19 protein-coding genes are annotated in these 23,159 nt (G+C 31.1%); 2 read left to right on the forward strand and 17 right to left on the reverse strand.

Annotated elements, in window-relative coordinates:
• The 6 genes from EYR00_RS14500 to EYR00_RS14525 form a co-directional block, all read right to left on the reverse strand.
• Window positions 1-1,647 carry a lactose-specific PTS transporter subunit EIIC gene (locus EYR00_RS14500; RefSeq protein WP_003539457.1) on the reverse strand — a complete coding sequence of 549 codons (1,647 nt, stop codon included), beginning with the start codon at window positions 1,645-1,647 and terminating at the stop codon, window positions 1-3.
• A gap of 21 nt (window positions 1,648-1,668) precedes the next feature.
• Complete coding sequence (locus EYR00_RS14505; protein WP_003539455.1) at window positions 1,669-1,977, reverse strand: PTS sugar transporter subunit IIA; 309 nt, start codon at window positions 1,975-1,977, stop codon at window positions 1,669-1,671.
• A 19-nt stretch (window positions 1,978-1,996) separates the two neighbouring features.
• Window positions 1,997-4,630, reverse strand: a complete 2,634-nt coding sequence (locus EYR00_RS14510; protein WP_040434434.1) for a PRD domain-containing protein — start codon at window positions 4,628-4,630, stop codon at window positions 1,997-1,999.
• 357 nt (window positions 4,631-4,987) lie between these two features.
• Window positions 4,988-6,724, reverse strand: coding sequence for an ABC transporter ATP-binding protein (locus EYR00_RS14515; protein WP_003539453.1), 1,737 nt, complete (start codon window positions 6,722-6,724; stop codon window positions 4,988-4,990).
• Window positions 6,717-8,435 (reverse strand): ABC transporter ATP-binding protein, encoded by a 1,719-nt coding sequence (locus EYR00_RS14520; protein ID WP_003539449.1) that lies wholly within the window; start codon window positions 8,433-8,435, stop codon window positions 6,717-6,719. The genes EYR00_RS14515 and EYR00_RS14520 overlap by 8 nt, the downstream gene beginning before the upstream one ends.
• An 85-nt stretch (window positions 8,436-8,520) precedes the next feature.
• Complete coding sequence (locus tag EYR00_RS14525) at window positions 8,521-9,348, reverse strand: MerR family transcriptional regulator (protein ID WP_003539447.1); 828 nt, start codon at window positions 9,346-9,348, stop codon at window positions 8,521-8,523.
• A gap of 244 nt (window positions 9,349-9,592) precedes the next feature.
• Here EYR00_RS14525 and EYR00_RS14530 point away from each other — a divergent pair, with 244 nt between their 5' ends.
• Window positions 9,593-11,176, forward strand: a complete 1,584-nt coding sequence (locus tag EYR00_RS14530; protein ID WP_003539445.1) for a putative polysaccharide biosynthesis protein — start codon at window positions 9,593-9,595, stop codon at window positions 11,174-11,176.
• Window positions 11,177-11,198: 22 nt separating this feature from the next.
• Here EYR00_RS14530 and EYR00_RS14535 read toward each other — a convergent pair whose 3' ends face one another.
• Complete coding sequence (locus EYR00_RS14535) at window positions 11,199-12,134, reverse strand: TRM11 family SAM-dependent methyltransferase (RefSeq protein WP_003539443.1); 936 nt, start codon at window positions 12,132-12,134, stop codon at window positions 11,199-11,201.
• A 64-nt stretch (window positions 12,135-12,198) separates the two neighbouring features.
• Here EYR00_RS14535 and EYR00_RS14540 point away from each other — a divergent pair, with 64 nt between their 5' ends.
• Window positions 12,199-13,365, forward strand: coding sequence for an O-antigen ligase family protein (locus tag EYR00_RS14540; RefSeq protein ID WP_003539441.1), 1,167 nt, complete (start codon window positions 12,199-12,201; stop codon window positions 13,363-13,365).
• 27 nt (window positions 13,366-13,392) lie between these two features.
• Here the strand turns inward: EYR00_RS14540 and EYR00_RS14545 are convergent, their stop codons facing one another.
• The 10 genes from EYR00_RS14545 to EYR00_RS14590 form a co-directional block, all read right to left on the reverse strand.
• Window positions 13,393-13,566 (reverse strand): hypothetical protein, encoded by a 174-nt coding sequence (locus EYR00_RS14545; protein WP_003539439.1) that lies wholly within the window; start codon window positions 13,564-13,566, stop codon window positions 13,393-13,395.
• Window positions 13,567-13,900: 334 nt separating this feature from the next.
• The gene (locus EYR00_RS14550; RefSeq protein WP_003539438.1) at window positions 13,901-14,077 is read right to left on the reverse strand and encodes a hypothetical protein; all 177 of its coding nucleotides are present in this window, start codon (window positions 14,075-14,077) and stop codon (window positions 13,901-13,903) included.
• 77 nt (window positions 14,078-14,154) lie between these two features.
• Complete coding sequence (locus EYR00_RS14555; RefSeq protein WP_003539437.1) at window positions 14,155-14,928, reverse strand: ZIP family metal transporter; 774 nt, start codon at window positions 14,926-14,928, stop codon at window positions 14,155-14,157.
• Window position 14,929: 1 nt separating this feature from the next.
• Window positions 14,930-15,442 carry a TetR/AcrR family transcriptional regulator gene (locus tag EYR00_RS14560; protein ID WP_003539436.1) on the reverse strand — a complete coding sequence of 171 codons (513 nt, stop codon included), beginning with the start codon at window positions 15,440-15,442 and terminating at the stop codon, window positions 14,930-14,932.
• 104 nt (window positions 15,443-15,546) lie between these two features.
• A complete protein-coding gene (locus EYR00_RS14565) occupies window positions 15,547-17,943 on the reverse strand; it encodes an ATP-binding cassette domain-containing protein (protein WP_003539435.1) in 2,397 nt (798 codons plus the stop codon).
• Between the two features lie 12 nt (window positions 17,944-17,955).
• Complete coding sequence (mscL, locus tag EYR00_RS14570) at window positions 17,956-18,408, reverse strand: large conductance mechanosensitive channel protein MscL (protein WP_008792661.1); 453 nt, start codon at window positions 18,406-18,408, stop codon at window positions 17,956-17,958.
• A gap of 240 nt (window positions 18,409-18,648) precedes the next feature.
• Entirely contained in the window at window positions 18,649-20,556 is a 1,908-nt protein-coding gene (locus EYR00_RS14575) for an FtsX-like permease family protein (protein WP_003539433.1), read from the reverse strand.
• Window positions 20,553-21,308, reverse strand: a complete 756-nt coding sequence (locus EYR00_RS14580; protein WP_003539432.1) for an ABC transporter ATP-binding protein — start codon at window positions 21,306-21,308, stop codon at window positions 20,553-20,555. Before EYR00_RS14580 ends, EYR00_RS14575 begins: the two co-directional genes overlap by 4 nt.
• 94 nt (window positions 21,309-21,402) lie before the next feature.
• Window positions 21,403-22,401 carry a sensor histidine kinase gene (locus EYR00_RS14585; protein ID WP_003539431.1) on the reverse strand — a complete coding sequence of 333 codons (999 nt, stop codon included), beginning with the start codon at window positions 22,399-22,401 and terminating at the stop codon, window positions 21,403-21,405.
• Window positions 22,394-23,065 carry a response regulator transcription factor gene (locus tag EYR00_RS14590; protein WP_003539430.1) on the reverse strand — a complete coding sequence of 224 codons (672 nt, stop codon included), beginning with the start codon at window positions 23,063-23,065 and terminating at the stop codon, window positions 22,394-22,396. The genes EYR00_RS14585 and EYR00_RS14590 overlap by 8 nt, the downstream gene beginning before the upstream one ends.
• Between the last annotated feature and the right edge of the window lie 94 nt (window positions 23,066-23,159).

The following is a 23,159-nucleotide window of genomic DNA, read 5'->3' on the forward strand; positions in this document are numbered from 1 at the left end:
TTATTCTCCCTCCATAATTTTAAACACAAATTTCAAGGCCCCATCAGGATCTCTTGTTAGATTGATATATTGTTTACCTTCACAAGCAACACATTTAATTCCTAAACGATCTGTATCTTTTTTCAAATCTTCATAATAATTAGCTACTTGTGGTGCCAATACAACTAAATCATAATCTTTCATAATATCCATATGTGCTCCATAAGAACCGGCAGCTGTAATCAATGGAATATTTTGTTCTTTAGCGCCTTTAGCTAGAGCATTTGCTAATAAACCACTTGTTCCACCACCAGCACATAAAACCAAGATTCGTTTTGATTTTAAAGTATTTCCATCTACTTCAATCATTTCTTCTTCTTTTTCAACTGCATCTAAGTTCTTATTCTTTTCTTCTTCACACTTTTCATTATCATAAACTTTAAAAAATGGATAATAAATAGCAAAATCAACTAGTAGAATAACTGCAGCAAAAAGAATTGTTAATAAACCTAAACCGCATCCTAAAACAATCCCAATTGGTCCTGGTGTTGTCCAAGGTAATACATACATAAAACTATTCATGCCTAAGAAATCTACAAAAGCTTTAAATAACCAAACATTTAAAATCGGAGCGAAAATAAATGGAATAAAGAAAATTGGATTTAAGATAAGCGGTGCCCCAAATAAAATTGGTTCATTAACCCCAAAGATTACCGGAATCGAACTAGCACGGCCAATTGCTTTTAATTCTTTTGATTTTGACATAAATGCAAACATCAATGTAATTACAAGAGTTGCACCAGTCCCACCAATTGTTGCAACAAATTGTTGAACTCCTGGTGTTAATATATTATTAGCATGTTGTCCCGCTTGGAATAAATCTAAATTGTTTGCTATATTTACATAATAGATTGCCGAAACTGCCGGTTCCACGATTGATGGACCTTGAATTCCCACAAACCAGAATAATGACATTGCCCCATAAATAATAGCCAACCCGATATACCCATCTGCTGCAGTAAATAGTGGTTGAAAAAATTCAATTACACCTTGAGCAAAACATATTCCAGTTACATTCCTAAAAATAATATCAAAAATAGTAAAGATGATTGCTGAAACCGCAAACGGTATAACATCAGCAAAGGTTTGAGAAATATTTGGTGGTACTGCATCTGGCATTTTAATAGTTACATTTCGTTTTACACAAAAACGATAAACATTACAAACGACAAAGGCAACTAAAAAGGCTGTTAATAACCCTTTTGACCCCATATAGCCATTTGCAAACCCGCCTTCGATCGAATCGACCCCAACAATCAAGAAACCAACAATTGCTGCCATTAACGCAGAAATATTATTGATTTGACGATTAACCGGCATATCACGATTAAAATTATCTGCTAAATTCTTAGCCGTAGTACCTGCAACAACAAGAGCTAAAATCCCCATTGAGTAATTATATGGTTTTAAGATCATTGCTTCTATTTCTTTAGACCAGTAAAAACCAAAGATATTTGGTACATATGCAAGTAACATAAAAATACTTGAAAATAATACAATCGGCATGGCCGAAATGAAACCATCACGAATCGCTCGTAAATAGCGGTTACGTGAAACTTTTTCAAAGAAAGGTTTTAATTTCTCTATATTTGAAACTAATTTATTCATATACGATCCCCCGTTAAATTTTTATTTTTTATATACATCCATTAAAGTCCCAACAATATCCTTTAATAATAATGTTGTCATCAGATGATCTTGACCATGAACCATGATAAAACCAACCTCAACATTATCCCCTCGAGCTTCTTGTTGCAATAAATCTGTTTGAGCTTTATGAGCATCTACTAAACATTCATTAGCTTCTGCTACTAATCTATCAGCAGTCACTAAGTCACCTGCTTTAGCTTTCTCTACAGCCATTAATAATTTTGAACGAGCATCCCCTGAGTAAGCTACGATTTCAAAGGCAACCATTGTTGCTTCTTCTTTAGTCATATTTAATCCTTCTTTCTATTTATCTCTTTTTAACGATTGAAATAATCGTTGCAATTTCAGCGTCACTGATTGATATATTTAAAGCCATCTCTAAAGGAACTAAAAGTTCCTTGACCTTACTAACTAACATTCCATGATTTAAAATTATGTTTGATGCAATAAAATTAACAATCGGTGCTTGATGTCTACTGATTCGATCAATCAAACAAACCAAGTGTACTATTAAACCGATTTGCTGATCCTCATCTAAAGTTGCATCTAGTGTAACTTCTAAACTCTTAGTAAAATCCAATAGATAATCTTTTATTCCATCAACATCTACCTCATTGAACTGATCCTTTAAATATTCAAATATTTCATTAATATCATCACGTGCTTCATCTTCCTCAATGAATATCTCTTCTAAAGTTTTAGCATTCTTTTGTTCTAGCCATCTCACTTCAGCAAAAGGATATTGAGCTAAATTTGGTCTATTATTACCAATAATTCCGATAATTTTTCCTTCATTAGCAATAATATTGATTTCATTGTATAGATGATTAGCTTCACTATTTTCAATTACATGAACAGTAACATTACTTAAATCAAAATGTTCATTTAAATAACTCTTTAACCTTGTAACTTCTGACTGCTCTTTTGAAATTATTACTAAGATCTTCTTATCACTTTGTTTTCTAAAATATTTTATATCTTTAAACTTTGTTTGAAGATATTCATAAATTTCATCGACTGAATCATTATTACTGGCTTTATTACTGCTAGTGACACCAATTAAAGTAACTGGCATTTCTAAATATTTAATTTCTATTTTTGTTTCAAAAGCAATTGATTCAGCCATAGTTCGAATTGAACCCATGTCATAAATAAGAATAATCCCTTTACCCTGATCAACCTTTATAATTTGCTCTTTCAAATCTTCATAGGCATCATCCATGCTTTTATCTAAAGGCAAATCATAGGCATAAGTATTGTTATGCATTGCTAAAGCGTTAACAACGTTAACAATCGAACTAGCCGAACTGTCACCATGCATCGCAATCAAAGTAACAACATGTTTATTAGTTACAGGCTTACTCTCATTTAAAATAAACAGCATTGTAAAGATTATTTCATCAATATTCATCTTTACCCTAAATTCTTCTTCAATTTCATGAACGAATTCTTTAGCAAGATGATAATGTTTAGGATAAAGATCAATCATCCGCTTAATTTCTTCATTTGCAAGACGCTGTTTACTGCTTACTTTAATTAGTGAAGCATTAATATGCAGACATAACCCATAAAGAATATTTTCTTGATAATTTATTGCTAGTTCACTGCTTACACGAGTAATGAAACGTTCAACTAAACTAATTAATTTCATTGAAACAATTTTACTTAATTGCTCTTTATCACTTACACGATTACTCAATTCATTTAAATATTCTTGAAAATCTTGATGAAGCTGTAATGAAACTAATGTATTAATTTGTTCCTCACTAACACTTTGTTTTTTTAACTCTTTTTTACGAACATCAATCGTTCGATAAATATTAGCATTATTTTCCTTTGCTCTATTTTTTAATACCTCATTTTTAGTAAATGCAAATTTACAATCTCCAGGAATAATCTCATCAATTTCTTCTTTAAATGTTTTATAGTAAATCATTCCTTTGCGAACATAATTAGGAAAATCTGATAACAATAACTCAATATGGTGATGATGAACATCATGTTCTCTTACATAACAATTAGCTACTCCTGTATGAATATCATTTTTTAAACCACGGATATTGTCCTTCACTTCATATAATAATAAGGAGTGTAATATATTAGTGCTTACTTCTAGAACCCGATCAAGTTTTCTGGCTTCTTGTTTTAAAAACAATTCTAAAAGAGCAAATCGTTCTTTTAAGGGTCTTTGACTTAATGGCAAAAGTTCAATAACAAAATCCATTTTATTACGATAGAGATCATAAAGATCCTTACTGGCATCACTGGCTATTGCACAAAGCATGATACATTTATAATTACGCGGTAATTCTACATATTGATTAGAGGGCATCTTATTACTTGTAATGATTGAAAATAACATTGTTCTTTGATACCCTGATAAAAGTTCAACATGTTTAATCAACAGCATGCCTTGATTAGTCTGATGTACTAGTCCAGTATTCACTTCATCACCATAAAGCATTTCATTAATAATCGTAGGATTTTCAATGAATGTTTTACAGTCGAAAACTGTAAATGGTGCATTATTTTTTAATACTTTAGATTTAACTGCAAAGTCATAAACGTTTTTAGCAAAATATTTAACCCCACTTCCACTTTCTGCAGTTAAGAGAATATGAGGACTTCCTTGAGGATAAAGAATGGCAGCTTTTGCTAGCATCACTGCTTCATTCAAACTTTGGTTATAACCAATTAAATTCTCAAAGTCTTTTTGATTAGTCAATTGGAAATTTGCTAATTGATACAGTACTGGACGTGTAGTTGTTTTAGTAATTTTTCCTTCTTTAACCAATTGATTCAAAATACTGCTTAGATTAGTTCTTTGCATGTCTAATTTTTCGGATAGATACTGAGTTGTCAATTTAGGATATTCATCTGTACTTTGAGTAATTGAATATTCTTTAATGAACTCAAATACTTTTACTTTGTTTGATTTCATAGCTAACTCCTTTGACACTACTTGCTCTAGCCAATTACAACTATAAAATAATCAATTATTTCTCGCAAACTTGATAAATCATCATTTTTTAATACACTAGAGCATATTTTATAAGTAGTGTATACGCTTTCTTTTAATTTTTACAAGTTCAATTATACACTAAACTATAATAATCATATATTTTTATTTTAGTGTATAAAATATTTATGTCCCTATTTCTTCTTTTATACACAAAATACTTTTTGAATAATTTCCTTTAAAATAATAAAAACTGCTAAAGTTTACCTCCAGCAGTTATCTTTACCTTTATAGTTTATAATCATTTTAGCTTATTGTATCTTTTTTATTAAATATCTATCACTTAGCTAAATTAAATTGGCTATTATGAAGATTATAATAATAACCTTGTTTCTCTAACAATTCTTGATGCGTTCCCTGTTCAAGAATATGTCCTTTATCCATTACTAAGATCATATCGGCATTTTTGATCGTCGATAAACGATGAGCCACAATAAATGTCGTTCGACCTTTCATCATCGTTTCGAAAGCTTCCTGGATTTGTAATTCTGTACGTGTATCAATTGAGCTTGTTGCTTCATCAAGAATCAGCATTGGAGGTTTTGTTAACATAATTCGGGCAATACAAATCAATTGCTTTTGCCCTTGAGAAATATTTCCTCCATCTTCATCAATCATAGTATCATAACCTTCAGGTTGTTTCATAATAAATTTATGAACCCGGGCTTTTTTAGCAGCAGCAATAATCTGTTCATCTGTAGCATCGCTTTTTCCATAAGCTATATTTTCTTTAATAGTTCCTTTAAATATCCATGACTCTTGCAATACCATTCCGTACATACGACGTAAATAATCTCGCTCCATATCTAATGTACTAACATTATCAACCATAATACTTCCACTATTTTGATCATAAAAGCGCATTAATAAATTAATTAGAGTTGTTTTTCCACAACCAGTTTTACCAACAATTGCAATTGTTTGACCTGGTAATGCCTCTAAACTAAGATTTTCTATTAATGATACTTTAGGGTCATAGCTAAAGTATACATTTTTTAAAGAAACATTACCTTCCATTATTTCAACGTTTTGAGGATTACTGACTGGTTTTTCAACAGGTTCGTCTAATAAATTAAATACTCTCTGACTAGCTGCTAAAGCTGTTTGCATTTCTGTCATTACTGACGAAATTTCATTAAAAGGTTTGGTATATTGGTTTGCATAAGTTAAAAAGCTAGATAATAAACCAACCGTAAAGCTACCATTTAACACGCTAATTGCACCAAATACTCCAACCGCACCATACACCAGACTATTAACAATCCTTGTCGTCGGATTGATCAAAGCTCCATAAAATTGTGACTTTACACCACTTACATGCATTCGTTGGTTTACTTCTTTAAAACGTTCTTCATTCATTTGTTCATAATTAAAGGCTTTAATGATTCGTTGATTCCCTATCATTTCTTCAATATAGCCATTCATTTCACCTCGAAGTTCAAGCTGTTCTTTAAAATAGATATGGGTCCTTTTAACGATTAGTGAAGCGACTAGTAATGATAACGGGGTTAAAACAATCACTACGATTGCAATTGATAAATTAATCAAACACATTATAATAATTGTTCCAACAATCGTTGCAACACCAGTAAATAAACTAGTAAAACTTTGCAATAAACCCGCTGCAATCAAATCAATATCATTAATTACTCGACCAATAATATCACCATGTGGCGTACTATCAATATATTTTAATGGTAATAAATGAATCTTTTCAAAGACGCGATCACGAAGATCGTTCGTTATATTATAAGTAATCTTATTAGTTAATTGCCCCAAGATCCATTGGACTAATGCTCCCGCAAGCACAACTCCTACAATCACTAGAAGCTGCCAAAACAAACGACTAAAATCAACCAGTCCTATTCCTATTAATAGATCGATTGCTTGTCCAAATAAGATTGGCGTAATTAATGTCAAACAGACACTAATAAAAGATAAGATAAATATTAAACCTAAAATCACACGATATGGTCGACAATATGTCAATAACCGCTTTATCGTCTTACTATTCATGATCGTCACCATCCTTACTATGTTGTGAAGCATAGATTTCTTGATAGATCTTACAATCTTTCATTAACTGTTCATGACTATCAAAGCCAACCAAGTCACCATGATATAAAACCATTATCTTATCTGCCTGTTCAATTGAAGCTGTTCGTTGTGAGATAATAATTTTTGTCATATTAAGTTGTTTCAATGCTTGTCTCAATTTAAAATCAGTTGCATAATCAAGTGCACTTGAACTATCATCAAGAATTAAGATTTCCGGCTGTTTAACTAATGCTCTGGCAATCGTTAAACGTTGTTTTTGACCCCCAGATAAATTCTTTCCGCCTTGTTCAATTACTGTATCTAATCCAGCCGCTTTATCTTCGAGCATTTCCTTTCCCTGAGCAATTTCCAAGGCCTTGAGCAATTGTTGATCATTGGCTGTTTGATTTCCTAACTGTAAATTTTCTCTAATCGTTCCTGAAATAAGAGCTGCATATTGTGGTACAAATCCAATAAAAGAACGTAAAGCATGAAGATCATAATTTTTAATCGCTTCTCCATTAATTAAAATCTCGCCACTGCTAACATCATAAAAACGCCCAATTAAATTTACTAAAGAAGTTTTTCCAGCTCCTGTTCCACCAATAATTCCAATTGTTTGACCACGTTTTATCGTAAAATTTAAATCATTTAAAACATTTTTTTGTTCATAAGCAAAGCTAACATGTCTAAATTCAATACAATCTTCACTTTCTCGATATATTTGTATTTGTCCATCATTAACTACTGCCGGTTCTGTTTCCAAAACCTCAAAAATCCTTGTATAACTAGCACCTGCTTTATTGTAGATCGATAACACATTAGCAAAAACAATCAAGGCTAATAAAATAGAATTCATATAATTAACTAGAGCAATAACTTCCCCTTGCGATAATCCCCCAACATTTACTTCAGTTCCACCAAAATAAACTATTAAAACAATAGCCACATTAACAATCAGATATGTAAATGGATTTAATAATGCTTGAATTCTCCCTACTTTTACTTGGATATCTTTTTGTTGCCGAGTTTCTGTTTTAAACTTATTAATTTCTTTATCTTGTGAAGCAAATGCTCGAATTACTCTAATTCCATTTAAGTTTTCACGAACGATCAAACTAATTTTATCAAGCTTTTTTTGAACATTATTAAAATACGGCATTGAAATTATTGTAATCATCAACATAACAATTGCTAAAACGATAGCCCCAACTACAAAAATAGAAACCAGCGGCCCGCTAATCAAAAACGCTAAAAACAAGGAACCAATCATAATAAACGGTGCCCGTGAAGTTAACCGGATCGTCATTGCTACTGCCAATTGAATTTGTACAACATCATTAATCAATCTAGTTACTAAGGTAGGCGCACTTAATTTATCCAAATTATGATGATCATAACGATTAATTTGATGATACATATCTTCACGCAATTTTGTTCCAACACTTTGTGATGTAAGTGATGCATAATATTGACATACTAACGCAAATAAATAACCAGCCACCGCTAATCCTACCAAAAATAACCCCCTTACTAAAATATAATTTTGATCATTGTTTTTAATTCCTACATCAATAATATCAGCCATTACCAATGGAACCATTAATTCTAAGGCTGCTTCGGCAATTTTGAAAACAAATCCAATTATCGCGGGAAATCGATACTCTTTAACATATTTTAATAATTTCATTGTCTAACCCCCAAATCTGGATTTATTATACCCTATCTTTCCACAAAAATAAAAGGAATTAGAATTTAATCTAATTCCCAATCCGCTATTTAGTCACCGGTATTTGTAATTCTGTTAGCCATTCATCCTTACTTTCTTTATTCCAGATTCCATCAATATAGCTCTCACGGGGATTATCAAGTACCTGATATCCATTTTCTTCAATCCATTTAAAAGCATACGCATATGCTTTAGGTAATCCCGCATAATCACCTTTATGCATTATAGATACTGCTTTAACCGCCGGCATCTTTTTAAACTTGATATCATCAAAATCTACCTTCACTTGATCAACCGCCTCACAAAATTCAATATCAATATCTTTTTCTTTATATTCACCATCTCGATAAATAATAAAACAATATTCTGGAACTGTACATTTTAAGTCCGGGTACTTATTCATCACTTTTTGACCTATTGCAGGAATCAATTCAAAATAACTGTCATACCCAGGGACTACCATTCTTTTCGAATATACGGTACATGCTGGTAATTCTTTAATACTTGCTTGATAATTCATAAATGTATCCTCCTCTTTGCCAGATAAAATAAACTCAATGCGTGAAAGTTGATCTTCTGCTTCACTAATGCTTTCTTTTATTGCTTTTTTCCGACTTTCTAGAATTGCAACACCATCAACACCATTAATAATCATCTGTATTTCATCTAATGATAAACCTATTTGTCTTAATGACTGAATTTGATGAATTATTACTAATTGATTACTCGTATAAAAACGATATTTACTATAAGTATCTACATATGCCGGCGCCAGCAATCCAATCTCATCATAATGTCGCAAAGTCTTTACAGTCGTTTTAGCCATTTTTGAAAACTCACCAATCGAAAACATCTTATCACCTTCCATAAACATCGTATAAGCTCCCCTTACCGGAGAGTCAAGCAAATATAAAATTAATTTTCTAATCACCCTATTCTAACATATTTTATCTTTTTTATTTAAACTACCGACAATAAAGAACTAATTATCTTTTTATGATAAAATAAAATAATTAAAACAAGAATCTTATTAATAATTAAAATTTTCATACATTTATCCTTCAATAAATGGTATGGTTAATATAATATGACATTATTATCCATAAGGAGTTTATTTTATGAAAAAGAATTCAATTTTTAAACAGGCTGCTTTTTTAGCTGCTGCTGGAATATTAGTAAGAATTATTGGTCTGTTATATCGAAGTCCATTAACTAAACTGATTGGTTCACAAGGAATGGGTTACTATTCTACTGCTTATAATGTATATGCACTAATTCTTTTAGTTTCTTCTTACAGTATTCCAACTGCTATTTCTAAGTTGTTATCTGAAAAACTGGCCGTTAATCAATATAATAATGTTAAAAAGATTCTTCTTTGCTCATTTATTTATATTGTTGCAGTTGGTGGAGGAGCAGCAATTATCGCATTTGTAATTGCACCCTATATTGTTCCTGATAAAGCTGTTTCAGCTTTGCGAATTCTTTGTCCAACGATCTTTCTTTCTGGACTATTGGGGATTTTTAGGGGTTATTTTCAAGCCTTTAAAACTACTGCCTTTACTGGAATTTCACAAATAATCGAACAAGTATTTAATGCCGGTGTTTCAATTGGAGCTGCTTATCTATTTATTCAACCATACCTTAATAATCAAAGTCTAGTTGCTAGTCACGGGGCAACTGGTAGTGCCTTAGGCACTGGCGCCGGAGTTTTAATCAGCTTATGTTATATGTTGTTCATGTTCAAAAGAACTAAACAAAGTTATTTAAATCCTCCAAATATCGAAGCAGCCGATCCCCATACAGATTCGTTTAAAGATATCTTTAAAATGATTTCAAATATTGTTACTCCAATAATTTTGGCTACTTGCGTTTACAACCTTATCTCAACTATTGATATGTATATGTTTTATCTAGTTTGTGGTGATGGTGCCAAATCCATCAGTGCCTTTGGGGCTTATGGGGGTGAGTATATTATTTTACAAAACGTTCCTGTAGCTCTTGCCTCAGCAATGTCAACAGCTTCAATTCCCAATATTTCATCAGCATGGCTATTTAAAGATACTGCTGAAGTTAAAAAACAAATTGCTCAAGGAACAAAAGTCATCATGTTGATCCTTATTCCCAGTGCCGTTGGAATGAGTATTCTTGCAGTTCCGATTATTCAAGCAATTTTTCCGCAAAAAGAAACGGTTGTTCTAGCCAGCACCCTTTTAACATTTGGGAGTCCAGCAATTGTTTTCTATGGTCTTTCTACCTATACCAATGGATTATTGCAAGCTTTAGGATATTCATCTATTCCTTTAAAAAATGCTATATATGCGTTAATTATCCATTGTTTTATTACTCTATTTCTTTTACTTGCAACGAATTTAAATATTTATTCTCTATTGATCGGTAACTGTCTTTATGGTTTACAGCTTTGTTTCGCAAATCAAAGAGCTTTAAAACATATTACTACTTATTATCAAGAGAAATTACACACCTTCATCTACCCATTGATTAGTTCAGCAATTATGGCATTTACAGTCGCGCTATGCTACTATGGTTTAATTAAAGTTATTGATCGTTTGATTATCACTCTATTTATTGCAATCGTTATTGGAGTCATTATATATTTTGGAACATTGCTTTTTCTATATAAAGATAATGTTGAAGAATTATCACAAATACCTTATCTTCAAAAAATCATAAAACATAAATAAAAGCAACCAAATGTTGCTTTTATTAAATACAAATATAAATATAGCGTCCAAATTTAACATATTCTGTCTTTTTACGTAAGCAGCCGTCAATGATCAAAAAGCCAGCTTGATTTATTTCTTTACTCATTTCCTCAAAAGTTACCATAATCATTTTGTCACAAATTCTTCGCGAGGACTGAATCATTCTACACTGTTCTTCGTAAGTTATTGGAGTATATAAATTATATGGGATATCCATGATTGCAACATCGTAATGTTTTTGTAAGTCATGAATACTCACCTTATTAATCAAATACTCATCATAACCATAATACTTTAAATTTTTACGTGCTTGCCAAGATATTTCCCTGGAAATATCGAATCCTTCAATATCTAAATCTAAAGCGAGTCCTTCTAGAACAACTGTCCCCATACCACAACAAGGATCAACGATCGTTACCTGATCATTATCTCCAGCTGCTAAATTAACTAAAGTTCGAGCTAACCGGATATCTAAAGAATTAGAAAAAGTATTAGGTTTATCATCGTGTTTTTGCCAAGACGGAACACCATGATGATAATAACCGCAAAGCCATTGATCTTCTAATTTTGTAATCGCGATAGTATGTTGCGGTCTAGACATATTAACACTTCCTGCAATACCCCAAGAAATATCTTTACACCTAAGTAAACTTTCTTGATAGTCAACATGAGTAACTTCATTTTTTAAATATATTACTTTAAAATTCTGGTAATCTTTATGCAGCGCAGCCACTTTTTCGATTAGTTTATTAAAATCAGCATCTATTCCCCAAAGATCGAGCTTTGCTTTTACAAAAACACTTTTATCAACACTATAATCTTTATTTGATAAATAATATTTACTCTTAAATTCATCTTTAAATAATGTTCTAAATTCTAAAGCACATAATTCTTTATCTTCTGGGGGATAGTTAAAAACATATAAATACTTTTTCATTATATCTCCTTTGTTTGTGTCTATTTTATATTTATGCTATAGTAACAGTACTTGGAGGTCTATTATGAAATTTATCAATTCATTAAAAGAACGTTTTACTAAGGAACAATTAATGATTATTGCTACCGCCCTTAGTTTATCTACCCCATTTTATATTTGTGTACCTTTTTTATTACTTGAAACATTATACCTATTGTACACTAAAAAAATTATAAATGCGTTTAAAAGTACCCCAAAATCTAAATATTTAATAATTTTTATGCTTTTAACATTAGCTATTTCTTTAATTTATCAAAATTGGATTGGTGTAGGATGTGTCGCACTTATCTTTATCTTTGTTTCACTAATGTTATATTATCGACAATATATCAATGAAGATACTTTTGAATTTATTTTAGATATGTTAATTGCATTATCGATTCTATGGGCCATTTATGGACTATTTGAACAAATTCAAATTCTCGATCGTTTAGGTTATGATCATTTTACTTTAAAAGTATTTAGCAGACGTGAAAATCGTCTTAATTCTGTTTTCTTCAATGCTAATTACTATGCCATGATGATTGAATTTACCATCATGATGATTGGATATAAAATATTTGGTACTAAAAATGTCAAAAAACAGCTTTATTATTTTATCGTTGCCTGCCTTAATTTCTTTTTATTATATATGACTGGATGTCGTACCGCTTTTGTTGCAACCGCTGGAGCAATGTTAGTATTCTTGATCATCAATAAAAATTACCGGATTTGCAGTTTAATTGGGCTACTTTGTATCATTGGTGGTATTTATTTTATCTTTAATCCTGAACAGTTCCCAAGAATTGAAAAACTAGTTGATAACTTTACTGTAAGAACAAAGATCTGGCATGCTGCAATTGAAGGAATCAAAGCCCATCCGCTCTTTGGTCAAGGCCCAATGACATATATGATGATTTTTAAACAGTATGGTGGTCATGTCACTCAACATGCTCACAGCGTCTATCTTGATCCGATTTTATCATTTGGTGTCGTTGGCGTTGCTACTCTTGTTCCTTATATGTTTGATAATTGTAAAAGATTATTTAAGGTCTATCAAGAAAAGCTAAATCTCCGTTATGTCGCCCTTGTAATTTCATGCATTGCAGTTATTCTATTACATGGTGTTCTTGATTATACAATTTTCTGGGTACACACAGGTATGCTATTTTTATTAATTGCTTCATCATTTGAAATGTTTAAACATAAATAAAAAAAAGGAAATCATAATTTCCTTTTTTTAATACCAGTCTTTGATTTGGACTTTTTCTTTTACACAAATTATTCCCATCCAAATTAGGCTAAAACCAATTAAACCAACTACCCAAAGAGGAATTCCCTGGACTACGCAATCTCCAACTAGAATTTCTACAACTACAAATAAACTTATCGCAACTAAAGCTAATTTGTTCATTAAAACCGCCTCCTTAATAAATATATGTTTATCCTTATCTTTATAATACTTATTTTGTAGACTAATAATATCATCAATTTGTTAACAAAATGTTAAATTTTGGAATTTATGAAATATGAAAAATGAGGCTGTTGCCTCATCTTTCATATACATAGGGAAAGTTATTCAAATAGAGCAGGTATAAGATATGATTAGTCTTTTAATCAAAATTTTATAGTGTGCATAAAGGACTTAGCATTATTTTATAACCAATCCATCTATACCATAGCTAAATTATCTAATATTCTCATTTAAAATTATATCATCCCTGCTTTAATTCTATGTAAAGTTTTAGTTATTTAACCTCACCCTTACTAGCTAAATAGATAATTCCTAACATTACCGGTACAAAAACAATAATTATTGCACTTCCCGGTAAATTACTATTACCACTATAAGCCATAACTCCTGACAAATTAGATAAAATTGTTATTAAAAACATTCCCAAACCTAACCCTAATCTCTTTTTCATTTCTGTCACCTCTTTAACCTCATTTTACTTAATTACAGAAACGAAACTATACAACTGTGCTTAAGATTATGTAAAGATTAACCTAAGGCGACATCTAACATCATCATCACGACAAACCCAATAGCAAAACCAATAGTTGCAATATTACTATGATGCCCTTGTGAAGCCTCCGGAATAAGTTCCTCAACAACTACATAAACCATGGCTCCTGCCGCAAATGCTAATAGATATGGTAAAATCGGTACTACTAATGAAGCCATCAAAATAGTTAATCCTGCACCAATCGGTTCAACAATACCTGATAGCATCCCATATATAAATGATTTGTTCTTTGATAACCCAGAACTTTTTAACGGCATTGAAATAATTGCTCCTTCAGGAAAGTTTTGAATTGCAATTCCCAGCGATAAAGCTAAAGCTCCCGCATAAGTTACTCCCTGACTTCCAGATGCCAATCCCGCAAAAATAACTCCAACTGCCATTCCTTCTGGGATGTTATGCAAAGTTACTGCTAAGACTAACATTGTTGATTTTTTCAATTGACTTTTAGGACCCTCTTCTTCATTATCCAAATGCATATGAGGTACATTACGATCAAGTAAAAGCAAAAAAGCTATTCCTAATAGAAAACCTACTGCTGCAGGAACAAACGCCATTTTTCCCAAATCACTTGACATATCCATCGCCGGAATCAATAGTGACCAAACAGAAGCTGCAATCATTACTCCCGAAGCAAATCCTAATAATACTTTCTGAACTAAATCGTTCATTTTATTTTTCATAAAATAGACACACGCTGCCCCTGCCGTCGTTCCAATAAACGGAATCAATATTCCAATTAATGTTTCCATATTATATTTCCTTTCTTTCTAATAACTTATTCCAGCCCGCCTGATAAAATTCTTGTAAATCACTGACAAAATCCTCAGCTTGTTTCTCAGTCATTTGATGACGGACAATTTCAAAAACACCAAATAAATATGAATGATTAATAATATGTGATAATTTATCATCAAAACCATGTTCATTAAATTGCTTCGTTTTTTCATTTACTAAACAATCTAAATATTCTTCATAACGAGTTCCTTTACTACAGCAAATGATTAATTTAAAAACTTCAAAATTTTGATAAATGTAATCAATCGTCTCAAGATTAATTCCCTCAACCAAATAATCATTTTTAAATTCCTCAGACACTTCTTCAACAATATCATTAAAAAGTGCCTCTTTATTTTTATAATATCCATACATTGCTCCAGTTGTTACATGAGCTGCTTTGGCAATTTTTCTTAGCGATGCACCAAGATACCCACTATTTAAAAACTCCTGAGTCGCAACATTTATAATTTTTTCTTGTGTAGTCATAGTCACCTCCAAAATATAACACTGTTATATTTCGACATTATTCTACCTCAGAGCTATTGCATAAGCAAATAATATGCATAAAAATAAGAACTTCGTAGAAGTTCTTACAAAAATTCACCAATTATTGAATTCTCATTACCCTTTATATCATTTGGTGTCCCAGCAGCAATTACATAACCACCATCATTTCCTCCCGCTGGCCCCAGATCAACGATCCAGTCAGCAGCATTGATAATCTGCTGATTATGTTCAACGATTACTACTGTATTACCACTATCAACAATACGATCAAGCAAAAGTAGTAAATGCTCAATATCCAGAGGATGTAAGCCAATTGTTGGTTCATCAATTAAATAAAGATTATGTTTATTTATGTTTGTTAGTAATGTCGTTGCCAATTTTAAACGCTGTTTTTCACCACCCGACAGCGTTGTTAAAACTTGTCCCAATTCTAAATACCCTAAACCAACATCTTGCAGCATTTTTAAAGTTTTAATTATTTTGGGACAATCACTAAAAAAACCGACCCCTTCATCAACTGATAAATGAAGCACATCATCAATTGAATGTTCATGATATTTTAATGCAAGGATTTCAGGAATGAAACGTTTTCCTTGACAAACTGGACAGACAACCTCAACATCTTTAAAAAATAACATGTTGCTAGTAACAGTTCCTAATCCTTCACAATTTTCACAACGTCCTCCTTGGCTGTTAAAAGAAAAATGTTTAGCCGTAAAACCCATTTCTTTAGTTGCTTCTAAACTTCCAAAAAGCTTTCTAATTTCATCATAAATTCCTGTATATGTAGCAATATTAGAGCGCCTTGTCGTCGTAATACTTTCTTGTCTGACAGCAATAATATCATCAAAATATCGATAATGCTGTTTAGCTAATACAGCAAACACCAAAGTACTTTTACCAGACCCTGATACACCGGTAACAACATTTAAACAATCAACTAAAAAAGTTACATCAATATTTTTCAAATTATGAACATGAGCATTTTTCACCTCAAAATATCGATTACTTGTTCGATATACTCTTTTACATTTCTTTTTATTAACAAAATATTGTCCAGTTATTGAACTAGGATTATTTTGCAACTCGTGATAAGTTCCTAATGCAAGAATTTGACCACCATGCTTTCCTGCACCAGGTCCAAGGTCAATTAAATAATCTGCTGCTTTAATTACATCTAAATCATGTTCAATTACAATCACCGTATTCTCTTGATCTCGCAATTCCTTTAAAACATTAATAATTCCTGCTGTATCTTTAGGATGTAATCCCATTGTTGGCTCATCAAAAATATAAATTATCCCCGTTAACTGACTTTGTAAAGCCGCTGCCAATTTAATTCTTTGTTTCTCACCGCCAGATAAAGTCATTGTTTGACGATCTAAATGCAAATATCCTAAACCAACATTAATGATTCTTTGAATTTTTGTTTTTAAATCAATTATATATTGTTGGACAGCTTCTTTTTGTGGTCCTGAAACAGTAGCTTCCAGCTGCTCAAGCCAATGTAGTAATTCCGTCAAAGGCATTTTTGTTGTTGCTGTAATAACTGTTTTATTCACTGTAATTTGACGACTTAATGAATTAAGCTTTTCACCATGACAATCAGAACATACCTGTTCATCGAAATAACTGCTTATTTCTTTACTTTGATTTTTCTTTTCTTCAACCCGACGCCATAAATTAGTTATAATTCCTTCAAACTTACTTATTTTTATTTTACCAAAAAGTTCCTTAAACTGTTTTGATTCAGTTCCATATAATAAGATCACTCTTTGCTGCTGATTAAAATCAATCACTTTTGTTTCCGGAGTCACTGAAAGCCCCAGTTCTCGATATACTTTTTCTAATTGTTCGATTTGATATTCTTTATAACGATGATGCCAAAATGCAACTGCACCCTCGCGAAGAGATAAGTTTGGCTCAAGTACTTTATCTAAATTAAGTATTAATGTTTTACCTAATCCAAAGCAAGTTGGACAGGCACCTTTTTCACTATTAAAAGAAAAATGTGATCTTGTTAATTTTTCCATCTTATAATGACAATAATTACAGTACATATAAACAGTAAAATCATTATCAGCTCGAACTAATTCTTCATGACAGTATGATGCATCAATCATTTTACCACAGTGGGGACATTTACGAACTCCTAGCTTTTCATAAATCATTCGAATATCAGTGTAAATATCTGTTACTGTTCCCAGTGAAGAACGAGGATTATTATTTTTTTCATCCTGTGTAATTACAACTGCTGGTGAAACATTTCTTATTACTTCGACTCCTGGTTTATTAATTCCTTGAAAAGAAATTGCTTCTAAATACTGTCGCTGACATTCTTGATAAAGAACATCAATTGCTAAAGTTGATTTACCTGACCCGGATAAACCAGTGATTACGACTAATTTATTCCGAGGAATCGTCAAATCAAGATTCTTTAAATTACCATGATACGCATTTTTAATTATAATATCTTTCATGTCAACTCCTGCTTAATCAACTTTTTCTTCTAGAATAGAAGTACAATGAGGACAGCGGGTTGCCTCTTTCGCAACTTTTTCTCTACAATAAGGGCATACTTTTGTTGTTTCAACCAGCACTTCTTCCTTGTCAGTCAATTTAGCTTTGATACTTTCATTAATTTTATTCATTGCACGAACAATTAAGAAAATAATCATTGCTATAATTAAGAAATTAATCACCGCCGTTAAAAAACTTCCATACTTTAAAACTGGAGCATTTTCACCACTCCCCATGACAAGTTTTAAATCAGAAAAATCAACTCCGCCAAAAATCCCTAAAATCGGTGAAATAATATCATTATTAAGTGAAGTTACGATTGTTGTAAAAGCACCACCAACAATGACCCCTACAGCCATGTCCATAACATTTCCTCGAGTTATAAACTTCTTAAATTCCTCAATAATACCTGATTTTTTTTTCATCATTTAACCTCCTAACAAGTTAATATGTTTAATTATACCATATTTCTATTATTTCAACGTTTTTTCTTAATAGCTTATCAACATAATTATTAAATATAATAATTATGTAATTAAACCCCTAGTTTTATTTCTACAATTCAATAGCCAAATATAATTTACTTGTATCTTCTTTTCTTGCTTGCTGCAAGTGCTTTATTAGTAAAAAATAACAGGACAAATTAAACTTCATCCTGCTTTTATTTAATGATCACTCAATACTTTCTTTTTAAACATTAATACTGAAATAGTATAGATTATATAAAAGATTACTAAAATAACGATAGCACTAACAATATTTACAGTGTATAGTTCTGTCTTCATAACATTAGCTAGCGCATGAACAGAAAAATATGAGGACAGTACCATCAAAACAAAAGGACAATAATAAGCAAAACGTATCTCATTTCTAATTGACCTACTCAATGTTCGTTTACTGATTCCTAGTTTTTTTAGAACATTATATCTCTCTCGATCCTCAAAAGCCTCATTACTCAATTTCATAAAAATGATACTTCCACTAGCTAAAATGAATACTAAAAACAAGAAAATACAAATAGAGTACATTACTCGAACCCAAGCAATATCCCCACCATTAGGATCATTGGCTAAATAACTCACATAATCTACAGGTCCATCTTTTACCAAACTATTTAAATAATCAATCGATGCTTGATAATTATTAGAATCTTTTATTTGATAGTTATACATATAAAACTCTTGTCCAAAATTTCTTAACTTTTCATATGTGTTATCACTAACAATATAGGTACTAATATTTTCTTGCAATAATCCTAAATATGATGTTGCAGTTTCATCAACAATTTGATATTTTTCACCTGCAATTTCTATCACCGGATTAATTTCAGGATCTGAGATATCAAGTAAATATAATCTCGTCAAATTAACTACTTGCTGATCATCTAATTTTGGTATATCAAATTCAATTTTAGCCTCTTTTGCGGCTTTTTTTAACTGGCTATATGAAACTACACCATACTGATTATATAGATATTTACTTTTAACCATATCTGCATTTAAGGCAATATAGTTTAGACTATTATGATAGTTGAGCTCATTATTACTACTGATTTTTTGAGCAATTTGGTTGCCATCAAGAGCTTTATTTGCCATCACAGTATAAGTATAAGTATCTCTAAAATGACTGATATTATCGTAGCGTTGTTTCATTGCAAATGAGGTTGCTAAAACGGTAACCGAACAAATCATTAAAATCGTTACCATTGCATAAGCACGATAATTCTTTTTTAAACGAAATGCTAAATTATTGACCCACAATGAGCGTTCTTTTTGATATAGATAACTTTTGTTTTGAGCTAACTTTTTAATTACAAACGGAATTACCCCATTATATAGAAAATAGATTCCAGCAACAACCAAAACTACTGCATAAAATATATAGATAAACGAAGACATATCACCAACCATCATCGCAGCATAATAGCCACCACAAATCAAAACTACCCCAATTACCACTTTTAATAAAGTAATAATTATTTTTTCTTCACGTAATTCATTTTGTTTTGATGCTGATAACATATCTAAAACACTGCTTCTTAAAATGTTAATATAGCCTTTAATAATCATAATAGCAAAAATCGTGACAAATAAAGCGGTTGTCAGTAATACAGGAATAATACTAAAACTAAATGAAACATCCACGCTTATATCTGATAAGCGTAATAACAACATTGTAAAAAGTTTAGAAAAAAGCGCTCCACTCCCTAGGCCAATAATTAATGATAAAAGTCCAATCATCGCAACTTCAATTACATACATCTTACCAATTTTTACATTATCCAGTCCCATAAAAGTAAAAATTCCAATTTCTTTTTTACGCTGTGATAAAAAAACATTTGTCGCATACCAGATAAAAAAGAAGACAAAAATTATTAAAACAATAGAAATAACTTGAATAATAATTGCAATATAATCACTGTTTTTTTCTTTTAAAACATCCATCGCATTAGAAAAAACAATATTTTGAAAATTAAAAAACGTAAAAATTGAAAACGATAAAGAAATAATCAAAGCAACATAATTTTTGACACTGCGTTTAAAATTTGAATAAGCTAATTTAAATAAACTCATTCTTGTTCACTTCCCATCGAAGCTAGTAAGCTTAAAATTTCATCATAAAACTTTTGTCGCTCACCACTATGATTTAAGCGACATTTAATTGCTCCATCACTAAGCATATAAACCTGTTTAGCATAGCTGGCACTATAAGCATCATGAGTTACCATTAAAATCGTTGCATTGCCTGACTCATTCGCTTTTTTCAAAGAAATTAATAAATCTTTACTTGATTTAGAATCTAATGCTCCTGTCGGTTCATCAGCAAAAATAATCCGTGGATTAGTAATCAATGCTCGTGCACTGGCACCACGCTGCTTTTGTCCCCCTGATAATTGATAAGGATATTTATTTAAATGTTCACTTAATCCAAATAAAGAGGCCATCTGTTTAGTCTTTTCAATAATTTCACGGCTTCTCTTTCCATTTAAACTCAACGGTAAAGCAATATTATCCTGTAAAGTCATATTATCTAATAAATTATAATCTTGAAAAATAAAACCAATTTTCTCCTGTCTAATTTTCGACAACCGCTTATTATTAACCTTTGTAATATCCTCACCATCAATAATGATTTCACCACGAGTTGGTTTATCTAAAGTTGATAACATATTTAATAAAGTCGATTTACCTGCTCCAGAAGGTCCCATAATTGCAATAAAATCATTTTCATAAATGTCTAAATTAATATTTTTTAATACTTTAGTCTGATAATCTTTACCACCATAACTTTTAACGAGATTTTTTATTTCCACAATCTTTCTCATTTTTAATTCCTCCTTAGATTACAACTAAAGTTTACCAACTAATCAAGAAAAAATCCTAACGCTTATCTAACAGTTAGCTCTATAATCTTACATTTTAGTAATCTAGCATGAAATATTCTGCATTATCTTCAAATTGTAATTTAAAGCGGCTTCCTGAGCAAAAAGTATTATCATAGATAACTTTAATGCCTAACTTCTCTGCTATCTCTTTAACAAAATATAAACCCATTCCCGTTGAGCGATAGTCTCCATCACGAAGATTATGACCGATAAAGCCACGGTCAAATATATATGGAGCATCTTCCGATGCAATTCCGATTCCATTATCTTCAACAATAAGTTCTAATCCATCATGATCTTCTCTAATATAAAAAGTCAAATTTGGTTCTGTTTGTTTATATTTAATCGAGTTGGTAATGAACTGGTCCAGCATATATGTTAACCAGCGCCGATCACTATAAACATACTCATTCTCTACCTTTAAATTAATTTTAAAATGATCATTAATTAAGAAATAAGATTGATGTTTTATCGCTTCCTTAATAACTTGAGATAAAAAAACTTTCTCTATTTTAATATCATTCACAGGATTTCTAAGCTTACTAGACATTAACATTGTATTTAATAATAATTGAATTTGTTCAATAGTTAAACGCATTTGTTTTTTTAAAACTAGATCTTGATTACGTTCATTCATTAAGCGCATTGAAGCAATCGGCAACTTAGCTTCATGTGACCATCTAGAAATATAATCCGATAATTCTTGTATTTGAGTACTTAAGTGATTAATTTCTTCATGATAATATAAATCGTTTTGCTCAATAACACTAAGTGCTTGCAACGATAAATAGCTTTTTAATTCCTTTGTGGTCAAAAAATTATTAGTTTTCATTATTTTTTCAACTGCTCGGTATTTCACATTTCCATAAATAAAGATCGTAATCCCAATAAAAATTAAAATAACATCCAAATAAACCAGATCACTTAAATATAAGCGACTACCACACAAATATAAAAAATAAATATTAATAAATACTAAAACTAACATTCCACCTACAATAGGCCGTAATTTCTCTTTTAAATAATTAATCAATATAATAACCTACTCCCTTTTTCGTCTTAATAATATCTTTTCCATTCGTTAATTCCTTTAATTTATTTCGTAGACGTGAAATATGAACCGATAAAGTCGCATCAGTAACAAATTCATCAGTATTCCACAATGTCATCATCAACTGTTCCCTGGTTACCCAGTTGCCTCGTTGCCCTAATAGTGTCGACATTATCTTACCTTCTGATTTAGTCAATTCTAAAACTTTATTTTGATATACAAATCGCCCCCTCACAATATCATAAGAGGTATCCTCATCAAGATATTCTTTTTCCAAATGTTTATATTCATAAGTTCTTCTCAATATTGCTTTTATTTTCACCAACAGCAATTCTAAATCAAATGGTTTTTCAATATAATCATCGCCTCCAGCTGACAGTGCCAGAATTTTATCAGCATTTTGCTCTCGACTAGAAATAAATAATATTGGTACTGTGGAATTTTCCCTTATCTTTTGACACCAGTAAAAACCATCATAAAAAGGCAAATTAATATCTAATAAAATCAAATCCGGCTGATATGTACAATATACTTGATCTACATGCTTAAAATCCTCAAGATACTTTGCCTGAAAATTCCACTTAACACATAATAATTGCAATTCACGCGCCAAGATCAAATCATCTTCAACTATCATGATTTTCATTCTCTTCAACTCCTTTTATTCATTATACTATCGCCTCTTAAGATAGCCTAGTAATTTAACCAACCTTACAAAACTGTTAGAAAAAAAACTAGAT

This window comes from Thomasclavelia ramosa DSM 1402 (assembly GCF_014131695.1).
GTDB lineage: Bacteria > Bacillota_I > Bacilli_A > Erysipelotrichales > Coprobacillaceae > Thomasclavelia > Thomasclavelia ramosa.

Coding starts and splice junctions, on each gene's coding strand:
- EYR00_RS14540 (WP_003539441.1), top strand. CDS start 12,199: ATGAAATTTATCAATTCATTAAAAGAACGTTTTACTAAGGAACAATTA.
- mscL (WP_008792661.1), bottom strand. CDS start 18,408: ATGAAAAAAAAATCAGGTATTATTGAGGAATTTAAGAAGTTTATAACT.
- EYR00_RS14545 (WP_003539439.1), bottom strand. CDS start 13,566: ATGAACAAATTAGCTTTAGTTGCGATAAGTTTATTTGTAGTTGTAGAA.
- EYR00_RS14535 (WP_003539443.1), bottom strand. CDS start 12,134: ATGAAAAAGTATTTATATGTTTTTAACTATCCCCCAGAAGATAAAGAA.
- EYR00_RS14525 (WP_003539447.1), bottom strand. CDS start 9,348: ATGTTTATGGAAGGTGATAAGATGTTTTCGATTGGTGAGTTTTCAAAA.
- EYR00_RS14555 (WP_003539437.1), bottom strand. CDS start 14,928: ATGGAAACATTAATTGGAATATTGATTCCGTTTATTGGAACGACGGCA.
- EYR00_RS14510 (WP_040434434.1), bottom strand. CDS start 4,630: ATGAAATCAAACAAAGTAAAAGTATTTGAGTTCATTAAAGAATATTCA.
- EYR00_RS14575 (WP_003539433.1), bottom strand. CDS start 20,556: ATGAGTTTATTTAAATTAGCTTATTCAAATTTTAAACGCAGTGTCAAA.
- EYR00_RS14590 (WP_003539430.1), bottom strand. CDS start 23,065: ATGAAAATCATGATAGTTGAAGATGATTTGATCTTGGCGCGTGAATTG.
- EYR00_RS14580 (WP_003539432.1), bottom strand. CDS start 21,308: ATGAGAAAGATTGTGGAAATAAAAAATCTCGTTAAAAGTTATGGTGGT.
- EYR00_RS14515 (WP_003539453.1), bottom strand. CDS start 6,724: ATGAATAGTAAGACGATAAAGCGGTTATTGACATATTGTCGACCATAT.
- EYR00_RS14530 (WP_003539445.1), top strand. CDS start 9,593: ATGAAAAAGAATTCAATTTTTAAACAGGCTGCTTTTTTAGCTGCTGCT.
- EYR00_RS14565 (WP_003539435.1), bottom strand. CDS start 17,943: ATGAAAGATATTATAATTAAAAATGCGTATCATGGTAATTTAAAGAAT.
- EYR00_RS14550 (WP_003539438.1), bottom strand. CDS start 14,077: ATGAAAAAGAGATTAGGGTTAGGTTTGGGAATGTTTTTAATAACAATT.
- EYR00_RS14560 (WP_003539436.1), bottom strand. CDS start 15,442: ATGACTACACAAGAAAAAATTATAAATGTTGCGACTCAGGAGTTTTTA.
- EYR00_RS14505 (WP_003539455.1), bottom strand. CDS start 1,977: ATGACTAAAGAAGAAGCAACAATGGTTGCCTTTGAAATCGTAGCTTAC.
- EYR00_RS14500 (WP_003539457.1), bottom strand. CDS start 1,647: ATGAATAAATTAGTTTCAAATATAGAGAAATTAAAACCTTTCTTTGAA.
- EYR00_RS14520 (WP_003539449.1), bottom strand. CDS start 8,435: ATGAAATTATTAAAATATGTTAAAGAGTATCGATTTCCCGCGATAATT.